This window comes from Agromyces sp. G08B096 (assembly GCF_040267705.1).
GTDB lineage: Bacteria > Actinomycetota > Actinomycetes > Actinomycetales > Microbacteriaceae > Agromyces.
The window spans coordinates 2,532,001-2,547,407 of sequence record NZ_CP158374.1; the positions used below are offsets into that span (position 1 = coordinate 2,532,001).

Sequence of the window (15,407 nt, forward strand, 5' to 3'; positions counted from 1 at the left end):
TGGCCGCCTTACTTCGGCTGCATGCGGATCGCGCCGTCGAGGCGGATGGTCTCGCCGTTCAGGATCGGGTTCCGGACGATCGCGAGCGCGAGGTCGGCGTACTCGGCCGGTGAGCCGAGGCGGGAGGGGTGCGGGATCTGCGCGGCGAGGGAGTCCTGCACCTCCTGCGGCATCCCGGCCATCATGGGCGTCTCGAAGATCCCGGGCGCGATGGTCACGACACGGATGAGCAGCTTCGCGAGGTCGCGCGCGATCGGCAGCGTCATCGCCGCGACCCCGCCCTTCGACGCCGAGTAGGCGGCCTGGCCGATCTGCCCGTCGTACGCCGCGACGGAGGCGGTGTTCACGATCACGCCGCGCTCGGCGGTCGCCGGCCCGGCGGCCACACCGGACGAGACGGGCTCGGTCTCGGCCATGGCCGCGGCGGCGAGCCTCGTCACGTTGAAGGTGCCGATGAGGTTGACCCGGATCGTCCGCTCGAACACGTCGAGCGGTGCCGGGCCGTCGCGGCCGACGGTGCGGTTGCCCGTGGCGATTCCGGCGCAGTTCACCGCCACGCGGAGCGGTCCGAGCGCCTGGGCGGCGCCGATCGCCGCCTGCACGCCCGCCTCGTCGGCGACGTCCGCCGCGACGAACCGCGCGCGAGCGCCGAGCTCCGCCGCGGCCTCCTCGCCGCGGGGCCCGGCCAGGTCGACGATCACCACGGAGGCACCCGCGTCGAGCAGGGCGCGCGCGGTCGCGCGCCCGAGTCCGGATGCCCCGCCCGTGACGATGGCGGATGCGCCGGTCAGTTCCATCTGGTCGGTCCTCTCGTGGGTTCGGCGTGGATCAGATGCGCTCGACGATCATGGCGTTCGCCATGCCGCCGCCCTCGCACATCGTCTGCAGTCCGAGGCGGCCGCCCGTCGTCTCCAGGTGGTTGACGAGGGTCGTGAGCAGCCTCGTGCCGGAAGAGCCGAGCGCGTGGCCGAGGGCGATCGCGCCGCCGCGCGGGTTCAGCTTCGCGGGGTCGGCGCCGGTCTCGGCGAGCCAGGCGAGCGGCACTGAGGCGAACGCCTCGTTGACCTCGTAGACGTCGATGTCGTCGTGGACGAGTCCCGCCCGCTCGAGCACGCGTTCGGTCGCGGGGACGACCCCGGTCAGCATGAGCAGCGGATCGCTGCCGACCACGGAGAACGCCCGGAACCTCGCCCGCGGTTCGAGCCCCAGCCGTTCCGCGGCATCCGCACTCATGATCAGCGCCGCCGACGCGCCGTCGGTGAGCGGCGAGGAGTTCCCGGCGGTGATGCGCCAGTCGAGCTCCGGGAATCGTGCGGCGAGCTCGTCGGTGCGGAACGCCGGCTGGAGCGCGGCGAGCGACTCGGGGGTCGTGCCGGGTCGGACCGTCTCATCGGCGAGCGCGTCCACGCCCGGCACCGGCACGACCTCGGTCGCGAAGGCGCCGGTCTCGCCGGCCTCTGCGGCGAGCCGATGGCTGCGCGCCGCGTACGCGTCGAGGTCGTCGCGCGTGAGGCCCCAGCGCGCGGCGATGAGCTCGGCCGACACGCCCTGGTTCACGAGGCCCTCGGGATACCTGGAGCGCAGCAGCACCCCGTGCGGGTCGGTGCCCTGCGTCGACGACCCCAGCGGCACCCGGCTCATCGACTCCACACCGCACGCGATGACGATGTCGGCCTGGCCCGACATCACCGCCTGCGCGGCGAAGGTCGCGGCCTGCTGGCTGGACCCGCACTGCCGGTCGATCGTGGTGCCGGGGACCCGGTCCGGAAAGCCCGCGGCGAGGACCGCGCTCCGCGTGAGGTTGAACGACTGCTCGCCGACCTGGCTCACGCAGCCGCCGATGACGTCCTCGACGAGGCCGGGGTCGAGGTCGCTGCGATTGACGATCGTGTCGAGCACGCCCGCGAGGAGATCCACCGGGTGCACACCCGACAGCTGCCCGCCCGGCTTGCCACGGCCCACCGGGGTGCGGACGACGTCGACGATGACGGCTTCGGTGCTCATGCTGCCAGCCTACGTCGGCGCGCCCGCCCGCAGACCGGTGCTCAGCCGCCCATCCCGTGCGAGCCGGTCGAGGACGGCGGCCGCGACCACCACCACGGGCACCGGGGTCTCGGACTCGGCCGTGCCGTCCGCCGCGTCGAGTCGGGCCGCCCGCCAGCGCTCCTCGATGTCGACGATGCGCTCACGGAACGGGTCGGGGTCGGGCGGCGCGCCGCGATCGGCGGCGTCCGCGAGCCAGTCGGCCCATGCCTGCCACCGAGGCAGGTAGAGGCCTCGGATGAGGCCCGCCCAGTGCCGTCCGGAATAGTCGTGGAGCCCGCTCGTCTGGTGCCCCCACACGGAGATCAGGCTGCGCGCATCGCGCTCCATCGCCGAGGCCTCCTCCTCGGTGTCCGCCCAGGAGCGTGCGGCTCGGATCCAGGTCGATGCCCGCGATTCCGCGAGGGTCCCGGAGAGTCGATCGAGTTCGAGCAGGTCCTCGCGGAGCGCGTCCGCGTGCCGGCGGATCGCCGGCGCATCGCCGTCGGCCGCGCCGCGCAGGATGCCCCGGATGTGCGTACGCGTCTGCTGGGCGAGCACGTGGCCGGTGAGCTCCACGACGTCGCGCTCGAGCGCGGCCTGGTGCGGGGCACGTCCGTCGAGCCCGATCAGCAGCCGCGCCGCCTCCGCGATGCGCGGCAGGTCGCCGAGCACCGCCGGGTCGTTCTCGGCGTCGATGTTGGCGGACATCCGGGCGGGATCTGGTGGCAGTGCCTCGCCGGCGAGCCGCTGGCCCGCGAACGGCGCGGCGGCGCTCCACGGCCTCGCGATGACCGGCGACGGGATCGACCGAGTGCGCCCCGGACCGTAGAGGGTGTCGGCGAGGCTCAGCCACGCCGCGCGGGCGGCGGGATCGTCGACGCCGTACCGCTGTGCGGCGAAGTCGCCGAGCCAGGCTCCCACGTCGTCGACGCGGCGCCACACGAGGTCGGAGGCGAGCTCGGTGAAGACCGTGTTGTTCTCGATCGCCTCGGGCGCGAGCCCGACGCCTTCGAGCCTCGGGGGGCGCAGCCGGGCGAGTTCGCCGACGTCGCGCGCGAGCCCGGCGAGGTCGCCGAACAGGGCGAACCGTCCGCCGAAGTTGTGCACCGCCGTCCAGATCCAGCGCCGTCCGTGCATGCCCTCACGCCACATCGGCGCGTGCTCGCCCCACAGATCGATGAGCAGGAGTCGGTCGTGCGGGACCTCCGAGAGATACGCCCCGACCCGTTCCGGCGTCCAGAACGAGCGGTGGTAGTGGAACGGCCAGCCCTGCAGCAGCCAGGTGGCGTCGGGATGCACGGCGGCGATCGCGCGGTGCACCCCGCCTCCGGCCGCGGCGAGCGCGGCGGGGTCACCCGACGGCGGAAGCGATTCGATGAACGGGTCGACGGCGAAGACGGGCGACGGGCCAGGGTCGCCGAGTCGCTCGCGCTGCACGTCGAAGAACTCCGCCAGGAGGCGCGCGTAGGCCGGCGAGTCGGGCGCGAGCATCGGCGTCCGCCAGCCCTGCCACTCGATCTCGTCGGTGTCGGGGCCGGCGAGGGAACGGGGCACGTGGCCGCCGGGCAGGGGAAGCACGGGGGTCATCCCGAGCTCTCGCGCGCGGGTCAGGATGCGCCGGGCGAGGTCGGTGCGGGCCTCGGCCCAGCCGGCGGGCAAGGGCCCGCCGAAGTCGTGCATGCCGCCCATCGACATCCAGGGCACGTGCGGCGCGCCGCCCACCCAGGACGCCGCGTCGGCGTCGGACACGCCCGCCCGGCGCAGGGTGTCGGCGAGCACCACTTCGTACGCCGTCAGGATGAGGGGGTGGGTCACCCCGTGCAGCGCCATCCAGTCGAGCTCGCGCTCCCACCGCGCCCAATCCCAGTACGGGGTGGAGTAGCCGTGCGTGACGACGTTCAGGTGGTAGCGGATGCCGAACGGCGTCGAGAGCTCCGTCGCGGGCGCATCGGGCCAGTGCCCGATCGGCGGCTCGAGCCGTGGCGACTCCCAGGTGATGCGCCGGCCGATCCGGTGCAGGTACGCCGCCAGACCTGCCGCGGCCGCGACCGGATCGCTCCCGCGCACGACGAGCACGCCGTCGGCCGCCTCGTAGCCCGCAGCGGCGGCGTCGTCGTCCGGGCGGGGCATCCGTTCCACACGGACGCGCGACGGGTCGCCGCCGATGCGCTCGACGACGCCGAGAAGCGCGCGGCGGGAGGCCGGGGTCACGCCGCACTCCCCGTTCCGGCCGGCGCGCCCTCGGCGATGCCGAGCCCAGCGACCCACTCCGCGAAGTCGACGCGCGCGCCGGTGAGCCGCGACTCCTCGGCGGCGAACGCCATGAGGTGACTGTCGAGGGCCGTGCTGAACGAAAGCTCGCCCGAGCCGACCGTGCCGCGCCCGAGTGCCGCGACGAACTCCGCCATGAGCCCGGCGTCGCCGCCCGCGTGCCCGGCGTGATCGCCGAGGTCCTCCCGCGGAGCGGCCACCCGGAGACGGTGCCTGGCGTGGTTCATCGGCGGCTTCGCCGTGACCTCGTGCTCGGCGAGCGGCAGCCCCTCCGGGAGCGACGCGCCGGGCGAGAAGAGGTCGATCACGAGCTGCCCGGTCTCCATGTGCCCCGTGAGCTGGCCCGCAGATCCGGTGATGGCGACGTTCCGCGTGTTCTCGGCCGTGAAGGCCGAGGCGGTGAGCGTCGCGGTGAGCCCGCCGGGGAACCGGATCGCCGTCTGCTGATGATCGGCGACGTCGTTGTCGCTGCGGAACACGCAGCGACCGTAGTCCCCGGTGCGGAGTGCGGCGAGTCGGCCTGCGACAGACGTGTCCGAACCGAGCAGGTGCACGGGGTGACCGTGCACGCCGGCCAGGGCGTCGACGTAGTAGCGCGGCGCGAAGAACGGGCAGGTCTCGGCCGCCGGGCAGCCGTCGAGGCAGAACTCCGGCGCCCCGGGCGGCGCGTGCTCGGGGCGGAACCAGCTGAGCCCGCCGATGCTGTACAGCGATTCGGGGGCACTTCCCGCGATCCAGCGGATGAGGTCGAGATCGTGCGACGTCTTCGCGAGCACCATCGGACTGGAGGCGGCCGTCTTCCGCCAGTTCCCGCGCACATACGAGTGCGCGAAATGCCAGTAGCCGATGTTCTCGCGCACCTCGATGGTGATCAGCTGACCGATCGCACCCGAGTCGACGACGCGCTTGATGGTGCGCCAGAACGGGGTGAAGCGCAGGACGTGCCCGATGGCCAGCCGCGCGGCGACCCGGCCGGCGTGGCCGGCCAGTCGCTCGAGCTCGGCGAGCGTGGGCGCAGCGGGCTTCTCGAGGAGGAAGGGCACCCCCGCGTCGGCGACCGCCAGGGCGACGTCCACGTGCAGCGCGTCGGGCACTGCGATCACCACGCCGTCGGCGTCCAGCCGCCCGAGGTCGCCGACGGCGTCTCGCCAGTCGGCGTACTCCGCAGCGCCGCCGGCGGCCGTGGCGAGCGCCGAGCGCCGCTGGTCGTCGATGTCTGCCACGGCGACGATGATCGCCTCGCCGGGGTGCTCGATGGCCCACCGCCCATACGCGTCGCGCCCCCGGCCCCCCGCTCCGATGATGACGATCCGTTGTGGCATCCTGCTCACTTCTCCGCTCCCGAGGTCAGCCCGTCGACGAGGTAGCGCTGCGCGAGGAAGAACAGGACCACCACGGGCAGGGTGACCGCGATCGATCCGGCGAGCAGCACCGTCACCGGCACGTTGAAGTCCGTCAGCTGGGAGATGCCGAGCGGCGCCGTCCACAGCGTGCGGTCCTGCACCAGGAACAACAGCGCGTAGAAGTACTCGTTCCACGCGATCATGAACACGTAGATCGCCGTCGCGACGACCCCCGGCAGCGCGATGGGCAGCACGACGCTCCGCAGCATCCGAGGCAGCGAGGCGCCGTCGATGATCGCCGCCTCCTCGATGCTCTCCGGCAGGGCGAGGAAGTAGTTGCGCATCATGTAGATCGCGACCGGCACCGTCGTCGCCACATACACGAAGTACAGCCCGAGCAGCGATCCCGTGAGCCCGGCCCGCGCGAGCAGCACGAACAGCGGTACCGAGAGCACGATGCCCGGGAACAGGTAGACGCCGAGGATGATCGCGTTCACGGCGCCGCGACCCCGGTACCGCAGCCGTGCGGCCGCGTAGGCGCCGAGGATCGACACCACGACCGACAGCACCACGGTGCCGAGCGCGATGAGCAGGGAGTTCAGCACGAACCGGCCGAGGCCGAAGCCGCCGTCGGCCTCGTCGAGCATCGCGGTCGTGAAGCCGGAGAAATCGAGCTCTTCCCACGACGGGATCACGTCCAGCGGGTTCTGCACGACGGCCGAGTACGGCCGCAGCGACAGCAGCACGCCGTACAGCACCGGACCGATGGCGAGGATCAGCGCCACGGCGATGAGCACCGCGCGCCCGGCTGAGGCGGCACGGCTCGGAGCGAGCGGGGAGCGACGGCGGTTCATTCGACATCCACCTTCCGGCGCGCGAGCACGATGTAGACGACCAGCAGCGCCACCAGGACCACCGACATGAGCAGGCCGTACGCGGCGGCGCTGCCGATGTCGGCGCGCGTCACGAGCTCCGTGTACACCTTCAGCGCCATGACCTGGGTTCCGCCCGCGCCCTCCGTGAGCAGGTAGATCTCGCTGAAGCTCTGGAAGGTCCAGATGAAGCGCAGCAGGCAGAGCAGCAGGATGACGCCCTTCAGCTGCGGCAGCACGATACGGGTGGTGATCTGCCGGCTGTTCGCCCCGTCGAGTGCGGCCGCCTCCTCGATGCTCGGCGCGACGCCCTGGAGCCTCGCCGTGATGAACAGGAATGACAGTGGTGCCGACGTCCAGATCTCGAAGCACACGACGACGAGCAGTGACAGCGGAATCGGGATGCCCCACACCTCGGCCGTCGTCGTGTTGAGGAAGCCGACCGCCGACGGCCAGCCGAGGAACTCCCGTCCGACGGCGTTCACGATGCCGTACTGCGGGTTCAGCATCGTCTGCCAGATCGTGACCGCCGCGATCACGGGGAGCACGTACGGCACGAGCAGGAGCGCCCGCACCACGCCCCGCCCGCGGAACGGCCGGCGCAGCGCGAGCGCGAGCACGAGCCCGACGCCCACGGAGCCGATCATCGCGAGCGTGGCGTACAGCAGCGTCGTACCGAGCGCCTGCCAGAAGGACGGGTTGCCGAGGGCACGGCGGAAGTTGTCGAGCGTCCACTCGATCGGCTCGGTGCCGAGCCGTGGGATGTCGACCAGGCGGATCTCGCTGAACGCGAAGACGACCACGAGGACGAGCGGGATGATCGAGGCGATCAGGACGACGAGGAGCGTGGGGGCGGTGAGCAGGAGTCCATTGCGGTCGTCCCGCCGGGAGCGACCGGGCGGTCGTCCCCGGCGGAGTCCGCGGGGTGCAGCGGTCGTCACAGGCCTGCCTGGACCTCCTCGACCGCGGACTTCATCGCGGCGGTGACCTCTTCGGGGCTCGCCCCGTTGTAGAGCTGCTCGATCTGCGCGGCGAGTACGCCCTGACTCGAGACGAGACCGGCGAGGGTGGCGTCCTCGGTGCCCATCCCCCAGAGTGAGACGGCGTTGATGCCCTGCTCCATGGCGCTCACGAACTCCTCGCCGTACAGGTCGACGGACGTCTTCTCGTGGGCCGGGCCGATGCCGAGCCCGCCCCAGGCCTCGATGAACTCGGTCGGGTTGTCGGAAGTGCCGTTGCGGAGGGGGATGCGGCCTTCGGTCGCGACGCCGAGCGTGTCGAGGTAGCCGGTGCCGAGCACGTACTCGATGTACTGCTGGGCGGCGCCGACGTTCGCCCCGGTCGGGATGCCGTAGCTCAGGATCGCGCCGTACTGCGCGGGGTGCTCCTCGTCCACGACGGTGATGAACTCGGTGTGGTCGGCGAGGAAGGTGGGCGAGCTCGCGCAGTCGGCGCAGGTCGCCGGCGTAGCCGGGTCGAGACCGGCGAGCTCGTCGAGGATGTGCGTGGAGAACAGCAGCATGGCTGCGTCGCCGTTCATATACGCGGCGCGGGCGCTCGTGACGTCGAAGTCGCCTGCGACGGAGGAGTTGCGGAGGGCGAGGAAGTTCTCGGCGGCCCGGATGCACTCGTCGGAGTCGATGGTGACCTCGCCGTCCGTGACGAGCTCACAGCCGGAGCTCTGGAAGATCGACTGGATGCCCTCCGTCGCCGACGCGGTGCCGGCCTGCGTGCCGAAGGCGAGGCCCGTGATGCCGAGCCTCTCCTTGACGGCGGTCGCGGCCTCGGCGAGTTCGTCGACGCTGGTCGGCACGTCGACGCCCGCCTGCTCGAGCAGGTCCGCGCGGTACGCGATGACGTGCGACCAGCCGTCGCTCGGCACCGCGGTGACGGTTCCGTCGAGCGTGACGGCCTCGAGGGCGTGCTCGTTGAACGTGTCGGTGCCGAGCGACTCGACCGTGGCCGCGGCCGCCTCGGCGTCGAGGAGGCCCTGCGCGTTCCACGCGCCGGTCTGCGTCGACGCGTGCAGGATCACGTCGGGCACGTCGCCGGAGGCGGCGCCCGTGACGAGCGCCTGGTCCTGGTCGGCGCCCGCCATCGGCACGACCTCGACCTCGATGCCGGTCTCCTCGGTGAAGGCCTCGGCGATCGCCTCCTGCGCGGCGAGCCGGTCGGGCGTGGTCTGCGGCGTCCAGAAGGTCACGGACTGCGCGCCGGTCTCGTCGGCGCCGGCGTCGTCGCCGGAGGTGCAGCCGGCGAGCAGGGCGAGCGCGGCAGCCGCCGCGATGGATGCCGCGATACGCGGTCGGGACATGCGGGTCATGTGCGTCACTCCTCAGGGGGTCGTGGCGTCGAGCGCCGGTGCTGCGGGACGCGGCAGCCGGGGGCGCCTGCCGCGTGGCTGACCATCTTCCCGTCGCCCGAGAGTATTCGATGACGTGGCAGGGTAGCTTGCAAGAAAGCGGTAGCCCCGGCCGCTGTCGTGAAGCGAAGGTGCCATGCTGGACGATCTGGATCGCCGCCTCGTCGGCGCGCTGATGGCGAATCCCCGTGCGTCGAACCCGCAATTGAGCGAGGTGCTGTTCACGTCCGAGGCGACCGTGTCGCGCCGCGTCGCGCGGTTGCTGCGCGAGGGCACCGTCCGCGTCGTCGGAGTCCTCGACGGTGAGGCGACCCGGCGCACCCGTTCGCTCTTCGTCCGGCTGCGCTGCCGCCCCGGCGAGGCGCATCGGTCGGCCGAGCGGCTCGCCGCCTGGCCGGAGTGCGGGTCGGTGAAGCTGCTGACGGGCAGCGTGGAGTGCGTCGGCGAGATCAACTACACCTCCAGCGACCATCTGCTCGCGATCACCCTCGAGCAGCTGCCGGCACTGGACGGCGTGCTCGCGGTGTGGAGCAATCAGGTCATCCGCCGCTTCGCGACCCCGCACAGCTGGCTCCCGCGGCTGCTGCCCGACGAGCTCGTCGAGCGGCTGCGCGCCCAGCGCCTCGACCCCTGGCACGACCCGCTGCCCGACCGGCTCGCCACCACCGACGAGCTCGACGAGCGCATCGCCGCCGCCCTCGCGGAGGACGGCCGGCTCGGCTGGCAGCATCTCGCCGGGCTCTGCGACGCGAGCCCGGTCACCGTGCGGCGACGCACGGAGGCGATGATGGCCTCGGGTGCGCTGCGGATGCGGGCGGTGGTCGAGCCCGAGCGCATCGGGCTTCCGGTGAACGCGTTCGTCTCGCTGAACGTGAACCCGACCCAACTCGGCCGGGCGGGCGAGCTGCTCGCCGCGCATCCGGCCGTGCTGATGATGGCGGCGACGACCGGCGACCGGAATCTCTGCGGCGAGGTCGCGCTCGCGTCGGATGCCGCGCTGTACGAGTTCCTCTCCCAGACCATCGGCGGCCTGCCGGGGCTGCAGCACGCCGACGTGGCGGTCGCACTGCAGTCGCTGAAGCGGGCCGGGCGGGTCACCGCCCAGCCCGCCGCGGACTAGAGCCGGATGCCTCGCAGCACCCCGTCCTGTGCGGCCACGACGAGCGTGTCGCCGGCGATGACGGGCGTGGAGAACGTGTTCGCGGTGAACAGCTGCCGGTGCGCCGCGATCGCGGGCGCTGCCGGGTCGAACGAGACGAGCAGGCCGCCCGTGCCCACGAGCCAGACAGTGCCCGTGCGCGGGTCGCGCACCGGTCCGGCGTTCACGACCCGGGGCACGGCCTGACCGCTCCACCGCTTGGCCCCGGTCGCCGCATCGACGAGATCGAGCACGCCCCACTCCGTCGTCAGCAGGAGGGTGGCGTCATCCAGCACGAGGCTCGGGGCGAGCAGGTAGCCGCCCGGCGTCCGCCAGAGCTCTGCACCCGTCGCCGGGTCGGCAGCGATCGCGTCGGTGACCGTGCTGAAGAGCACGGCGCCCGTCGGCAGCACCTGCACCCAGTCGTCCCAGGGGCCGTAGATGAGACGGCGATAGGTGTCGGGTCGCTGGTTGGTGAGGATCGACCACAGGTGCGCTCCCGTCGCGAGGTCGTAGGCGTGGCCGCGGCCGTCGCCGCCGCCGACGTAGACGCGAGCGCCGTCGGCGGTGGCACGCCCCGCGAAGAGCCGGGGTACCTCGGCGGTCCACCGCACGGCGCCGTCGCGGTCGAGGCTCATGAGCCGGTCGCCGGCCGCCACCACGATGTGCTCCTCGCCGCCGATGTCGAAGACCGCGGGGGTCGACATGACCGGGCGCCCGAGATCGGCCCGCCAGCGCCGCCGACCGCTCGCTGCGTCGAGGGCGGTGAGCGTGTGGTCGGCGCTCGGCACGTAGACGGCCGACCCGTCGGCGGAGAACGCCGCACCGCGATGCACCGCGCCGAGGTCGACGCTCCAGCGCACGTCGGCGCGCGGGCCGCGGTCGGCGCGCACCGAGACGACCCGGCCCGACGTCGAGACCGCGAGAACCGTCGCACCCGATGCCGCCAGAGCGCCCTGCAGGCGGCCGCCGATCGGCAGCTCCCAGTCCGCCGACGCTGGGCGGGCCGGGCGCACCTCGAGCGGCGTCGTCTCCGTCCGGGATGCCCCGGACGCGTCGACGGCACGCATCTGGATCCGATGCCGCCCCGGCGTGAGCGCGGCGGCATCGAGCCCGCCGTGCCAGCGCTGCCCGCGCGCCGAGAGCGCGGTCCAGGCGCCGGCGCTCGCCGCACCGAAGAGATGCTGCGGGTACACCTGCGCCTCCACGCGGACGGCCGCCGGACCGGGGTCGGCGGTGACCTCGATGGTGGTGCCGACCGCCTGCACCTTCGGCCGCATCGCGGTGAGCGCGGCGCCGGGCGCGGCATCCAGGGGCATCTCGGCGACGGGGGCGAGCTGCACGGGGTCGGCGTCGGTAGCGCCGAGCGTCACCTGCTCGACCACCAATCGCCGGCCGACGCCGTCGCGCTGCTCGGTGACGCGCAGATAGAACGGGCCCGACCGGGTCGCCACCCCCGCGACCTGGGTCAGCCCGTTGCAGCGGTCGACCTCGTTGCGGTGGATGTGACCCGCGAAGATGCCCCGTACCGGGAAGGGCTCGATGGCGCGCAGGAATTCGTCGGCGTCGTTGACGTAGGCGTACCGGTCGCCGAGCGGGAAGTGCAGGAACATCACGGTCGGCCGGTCGCCCGCGGCCACGAGGTCGCTGCGGATCCAGTCCAGATCGTCGCCGAAGAGGCCGGGCTCCTGCAACGTCTGCGTGGGGTCGAGCGCGACGAAGTGCACGCCGCCCGCGTCGAAGCTCGAGCTCGTCGGACCGAACCACCGCTCGAAACGCTCCCGTGCCGTGACGTCCCATCGGATCTCGTGGTTGCCCGGGACGTGGCGGATCCGGTCCCACAGGCCGGCGGGGATCTGATCGCGGTACGCGGCGAACTCGGATTCCTGGCCGGAGTCGCTGATGTCGCCGCAGTGCAGCACGAAGTCGGGGTTCTCTGCCTCGATCGCTACGAACACGCGGGCGAGGTTGGCCAGGCGCGCCGTCTCCTCGTCGTTGCCGTGCGTGTCGGTGAGGACCGCGAAGCGCAGCGGCGCCGTCTCCGCCCGTGCGGCTCCCATCGCGCGGCCGGGCCACGGCCCCCATCCGCCGACGGCGTCGAGCGCCCCGAGACCGAGTCCGATGGTGCCGAGGCCGAGCACCCCCCTCCGGGTCATCCCTGCAGCGTGTGGCATCCGCTCCGTCGACGGCGTCGCCCCGGCCCGCGGCCGGTCCCTGTTGGCTCGGTCCTGCGTCATCGCTCCTCCATCGCATCGTTCCGGTGCCTGCACCCAATCGGCCCCGGCGACGGCCTGCCAACGCCGCGGCGCGGGAATGCGAGGGATCGCCACCGGGCAGGGCCGGCGCGCAAGGAAACGTCAGCGGGTGCGCCCGGCCGCTGTCGCTTTCCCGTCACGTCGTGCAGTGCGATCGCCGCTTCCTTGCACGAACGGGCCCGGGCGTTGCCCGTCCCGTCGTCCGGCGCGAGCGTCGTTCGCAGCCGGCCGGTGCCGGGCACCGAATCGAGTCAGGAGACCGCGTGCGCAACCGATCCCGTCCCCGTCCCCTCGCCCTCCTCGCCGCCGGCGGCGTCGCGCTCGCCGGCACCGCCGGTTTCGGCGCGGCGCCGGCCCTCGCCGATCCGCCCGCCCACGTGCCCCCGCCCGCCGACCACGTCGTGCTCATCGCGCTCGACGGCTTCGACGTCGACTACCTCGATGACGCGCCGATGCCGAACCTCAGCGCCCTCGCGCAGCGCGGCAGTCTCACCGCCTCGACCGGTGTGATGACGTCGATCACCAACCCGTCCTGGTCGTCGATCGCGACCGGAGCCTGGCCGTCGACCCACCGCAACACCGCCTACTGGTTCGACCAGACCACCGGCACCGCCCGCGGGCAGCAGCGCGACCTCGCCGTGCCCACGATCGCCGAGGCCATCCGCGAGCAGGGAGGCACGGTCATGGCGTCCCAGTGGTTCATCGTGCAGAACCACGGCGTCGCGTTCGGCGACCCCGACGGGTTGTACACGCAGCCGGGCGGGAACTGCGCCAGGCGCACCGACGACGCGGTCGCCGTCCTGAACGGCCGGCCGGTGCTGAGCGGCGGGCAGCTCGTGGCCGCCAACGGGATCCCCGACCTCGTCGCCGTCTACTGCGACACGCTCGACGCGCTCGGACACGCCGACGGCGCCGAGGCGCCCGGCATGCCGGCCGCGCTCGCCGACGTCGACGCGCAGATCGGCCGCCTGGTGCAGGCGGCGAAGGACGCCGGCATCTTCGGGCGGACCGCGTTCGTCGTCACGGGCGACCACGGCATGGGCACGTTCACCCAGGGCATGCGCGACGAGCTCCTCGGCGCCATCGCAGCGGCCGGCTACCGTGCCGAGATGCTCACCGCCGGACAGGCGCCGGCCGCCGACACCGACGTGGTCATCGTCGTCGGCGGGGTCGGCTCGCTGCACCTGGTCGGCGACGCGGCGGGCGACGAGCACGCGCTCGCCGCCATCGAGGCCGTCGTCACGGAGCTGCCGCATGTGGCTGCCGTGTACGACCGCGCCGAGCAGGCGGCCATGCACGTCTCGCCGAACTACGGCGAGCTGGTGATCGAGCCCGAGGCCGGCTGGTCCCTCGGCGCCGCGCCGGCCGATCCGGCGGGCGTGCACGGCACGACCCGCGAGCTCGAGGTGCCGCTCGTGCTCTCCGGCGCCGGCGTCCGACCCAACGTCGCCCCGGCGGCACCTCGCCACATCGATCTCGCGCCGACGATCGCGGCGCTGCTCGGGTATGCCGGTCCGGACGGTGCCGACGGCCGGGTGCTCGAGGAAGCGATCCGCGCCTCGGCCGTCACACGCTGACCGGCTCCCCCGCCTCGGCCCGCACCGGCTCACGCTCGGGCAGGACGACGGGGTGGCTTCCGGCCATCGCCTCGATCACCCGCACCACCTGGCACGAGTAGCCGTACTCGTTGTCGTACCAGACGTACAGTACGACGTCGGTGCCTGAGGCGATGGTCGCGAGCCCGTCGACGATGCCCGCCCGGTTGGAGCCGACGAAGTCGGTGGAGACCACCTCGGGCGATTCGATGTAGTCGACCTGCTGGCGAAGCGGCGACGTGAGCGAGACCTGGCGGAGGTACCGGTTCAGGCTCGTCTTGTCGGTCGGGCGCTCGAGCTGGAGATTGAGGATCGCGAGCGAGACATCCGGCGTGGGCACACGGATCGCCGACCCGGTGAGCTTGCCCTCGAGCTGCGGGAGGGCCTTCGACACCGCCTTGGCGGCACCCGTCTCGGTGATGACCATGTTGAGCACCGCGGAGCGGCCGCGCCGGTCGCCCTGGTGGAAGTTGTCGATGAGGTTCTGGTCGTTGGTGAACGAGTGGACCGTCTCGACGTGGCCGCGCACGACGCCGTAGGCCTCGTCGATCGCGGCGAGCACGGGCGTGATGGCGTTCGTGGTGCAGGACGCGGCCGAGAGGATCCGGTCGGCGTCGTCGATGGCGTCGTGGTTGATGCCGTGCACGATGTTCTTGATCGCGCCCTTGCCGGGCGCGGTGAGGAGCACCCGCGAGACGCCGGTCGAGCGCAGGTGCTGCGAGAGCCCCGCTTCGTCGCGCCAGCGGCCGGTGTTGTCGACGACGATCGCGTCGTTGATGCCGTAGGCGGTGTAGTCGATGGAGGCGGGGTCGTCGGAGTAGATGACCTGGATGAGCGTGCCGTTCGCGAGGATCGTGTTGCGCTCCTCGTCGACCTCGATGGTGCCCTGGAACGGCCCGTGCACCGAGTCGCGGCGCAGCAGGCTGGCCCGCTTCTGCAGGTCATTCGGGCCGCCCTTGCGCACGACGACGGCCCGGAGCCGAAGCCCCTGGCCGCCGCCCGTGTGCGCGACGAGGATGCGGGCGAGCAGCCGCCCGATGCGGCCGAAGCCGTAGAGCACGACGTCGGTGCCGCCGGCCGCTTCGGCGCCGTCGTCGACGAGGACGCTCGCCAGCTCGCTGCGGAGGAACGCGACGAGATCGGATGCCCCGCCGGCGTCCTCCTGCTCGCGGTGGCGCTGCACGAGCCGGGCGACGTCGATCGACGCCGGCCCCGGCGCGATCTCGCGGAGCGCCTCGAGCACGCGGATCGTGTCGGCCGGGTCGAGCTCGACGTCGCCCGCCTGCCTGGCGAAGCGGTGCGCCTTCAGGAGGTCGACGGGCGAGCGGTTGATGAGCCGCCGGCCGTGGATCGAGGTGACGACCCCGTGGTCTCGGTAGAGGCCGCCGATGAGCGGGATCATCCGCTCGGCAAGCTCCTCTCGGGCGATCCAGTCCTGACGGCGGGCGATGAACTCGTGGCTCACGGTCTTCCTCTCGGGCGAGCCGCCGGTGGGCAGCGTCGACCACAACTCGAATCCGGGGGGATGCCTCGATCCTACGGGCCG

At 72.7% G+C, this 15,407-nt stretch carries 11 protein-coding genes; 2 read left to right on the forward strand and 9 right to left on the reverse strand.

The annotated features are described in order from the left end of the window. Positions 1 to 8 precede the first annotated feature (8 nt). Genes ABIQ69_RS12235 through ABIQ69_RS12265 form a run of 7 tightly spaced genes read right to left on the reverse strand, consistent with a single transcriptional unit; the run spans position 9 to position 8,834 of the window. The gene (locus tag ABIQ69_RS12235; protein ID WP_350347398.1) at positions 9 to 797 is read right to left on the reverse strand and encodes a 3-hydroxyacyl-CoA dehydrogenase; all 789 of its coding nucleotides are present in this window, start codon (positions 795 to 797) and stop codon (positions 9 to 11) included. Positions 798 to 828: 31 nt separating this feature from the next. Beyond that, positions 829 to 2,004 carry a thiolase family protein gene (locus ABIQ69_RS12240; protein WP_350347399.1) on the reverse strand — a complete coding sequence of 392 codons (1,176 nt, stop codon included), beginning with the start codon at positions 2,002 to 2,004 and terminating at the stop codon, positions 829 to 831. 9 nt (positions 2,005 to 2,013) lie between these two features. After that, a complete protein-coding gene (locus tag ABIQ69_RS12245) occupies positions 2,014 to 4,236 on the reverse strand; it encodes an alpha-N-acetylglucosaminidase (protein WP_350347400.1) in 2,223 nt (740 codons plus the stop codon). After that, positions 4,233 to 5,618, reverse strand: a complete 1,386-nt coding sequence (locus ABIQ69_RS12250) for a Gfo/Idh/MocA family oxidoreductase (protein ID WP_350347401.1) — start codon at positions 5,616 to 5,618, stop codon at positions 4,233 to 4,235. The genes ABIQ69_RS12245 and ABIQ69_RS12250 overlap by 4 nt, the downstream gene beginning before the upstream one ends. A 5-nt stretch (positions 5,619 to 5,623) precedes the next feature. After that, on the reverse strand, positions 5,624 to 6,493 hold the full coding sequence (locus tag ABIQ69_RS12255; protein WP_350347402.1) for a carbohydrate ABC transporter permease: 870 nt from the start codon (positions 6,491 to 6,493) through the stop codon (positions 5,624 to 5,626). Further along, entirely contained in the window at positions 6,490 to 7,452 is a 963-nt protein-coding gene (locus ABIQ69_RS12260; RefSeq protein WP_350347403.1) for a sugar ABC transporter permease, read from the reverse strand. The genes ABIQ69_RS12255 and ABIQ69_RS12260 overlap by 4 nt, the downstream gene beginning before the upstream one ends. Continuing rightward, complete coding sequence (locus tag ABIQ69_RS12265; RefSeq protein WP_350347404.1) at positions 7,449 to 8,834, reverse strand: extracellular solute-binding protein; 1,386 nt, start codon at positions 8,832 to 8,834, stop codon at positions 7,449 to 7,451. The genes ABIQ69_RS12260 and ABIQ69_RS12265 overlap by 4 nt, the downstream gene beginning before the upstream one ends. Before the next feature lie 175 nt (positions 8,835 to 9,009). Between ABIQ69_RS12265 and ABIQ69_RS12270 the strand changes: the two genes are divergently transcribed. Next, positions 9,010 to 9,993 carry an Lrp/AsnC family transcriptional regulator gene (locus ABIQ69_RS12270; protein ID WP_350347405.1) on the forward strand — a complete coding sequence of 328 codons (984 nt, stop codon included), beginning with the start codon at positions 9,010 to 9,012 and terminating at the stop codon, positions 9,991 to 9,993. Here the strand turns inward: ABIQ69_RS12270 and ABIQ69_RS12275 are convergent. Continuing rightward, positions 9,990 to 12,167, reverse strand: coding sequence for a PQQ-binding-like beta-propeller repeat protein (locus tag ABIQ69_RS12275; RefSeq protein ID WP_350347406.1), 2,178 nt, complete (start codon positions 12,165 to 12,167; stop codon positions 9,990 to 9,992). The two genes, ABIQ69_RS12270 and ABIQ69_RS12275, sit on opposite strands and share 4 nt — an antisense overlap. A gap of 362 nt (positions 12,168 to 12,529) precedes the next feature. Here ABIQ69_RS12275 and ABIQ69_RS12280 point away from each other — a divergent pair, with 362 nt between their 5' ends. Further along, entirely contained in the window at positions 12,530 to 13,843 is a 1,314-nt protein-coding gene (locus ABIQ69_RS12280) for an alkaline phosphatase family protein (RefSeq protein WP_350347407.1), read from the forward strand. On the opposite strand, the gene ABIQ69_RS12285 is transcribed toward ABIQ69_RS12280, so the two are convergent. After that, positions 13,833 to 15,326 carry a glyceraldehyde-3-phosphate dehydrogenase gene (locus ABIQ69_RS12285; protein ID WP_350347408.1) on the reverse strand — a complete coding sequence of 498 codons (1,494 nt, stop codon included), beginning with the start codon at positions 15,324 to 15,326 and terminating at the stop codon, positions 13,833 to 13,835. The genes ABIQ69_RS12280 and ABIQ69_RS12285 overlap by 11 nt on opposite strands. Between the last annotated feature and the right edge of the window lie 81 nt (positions 15,327 to 15,407).

Excerpts from the sequence above, each read along its gene's own strand:
- ABIQ69_RS12255 (WP_350347402.1), bottom strand. The coding sequence starts at position 6,493 with ATGAACCGCCGTCGCTCCCCGCTCGCTCCGAGCCGTGCCGCCTCAGCC.
- ABIQ69_RS12235 (WP_350347398.1), bottom strand. The coding sequence starts at position 797 with ATGGAACTGACCGGCGCATCCGCCATCGTCACGGGCGGGGCATCCGGA.
- ABIQ69_RS12265 (WP_350347404.1), bottom strand. The coding sequence starts at position 8,834 with ATGACCCGCATGTCCCGACCGCGTATCGCGGCATCCATCGCGGCGGCT.
- ABIQ69_RS12240 (WP_350347399.1), bottom strand. The coding sequence starts at position 2,004 with ATGAGCACCGAAGCCGTCATCGTCGACGTCGTCCGCACCCCGGTGGGC.
- ABIQ69_RS12275 (WP_350347406.1), bottom strand. The coding sequence starts at position 12,167 with ATGACCCGGAGGGGGGTGCTCGGCCTCGGCACCATCGGACTCGGTCTC.
- ABIQ69_RS12250 (WP_350347401.1), bottom strand. The coding sequence starts at position 5,618 with ATGCCACAACGGATCGTCATCATCGGAGCGGGGGGCCGGGGGCGCGAC.
- ABIQ69_RS12270 (WP_350347405.1), top strand. The coding sequence starts at position 9,010 with ATGCTGGACGATCTGGATCGCCGCCTCGTCGGCGCGCTGATGGCGAAT.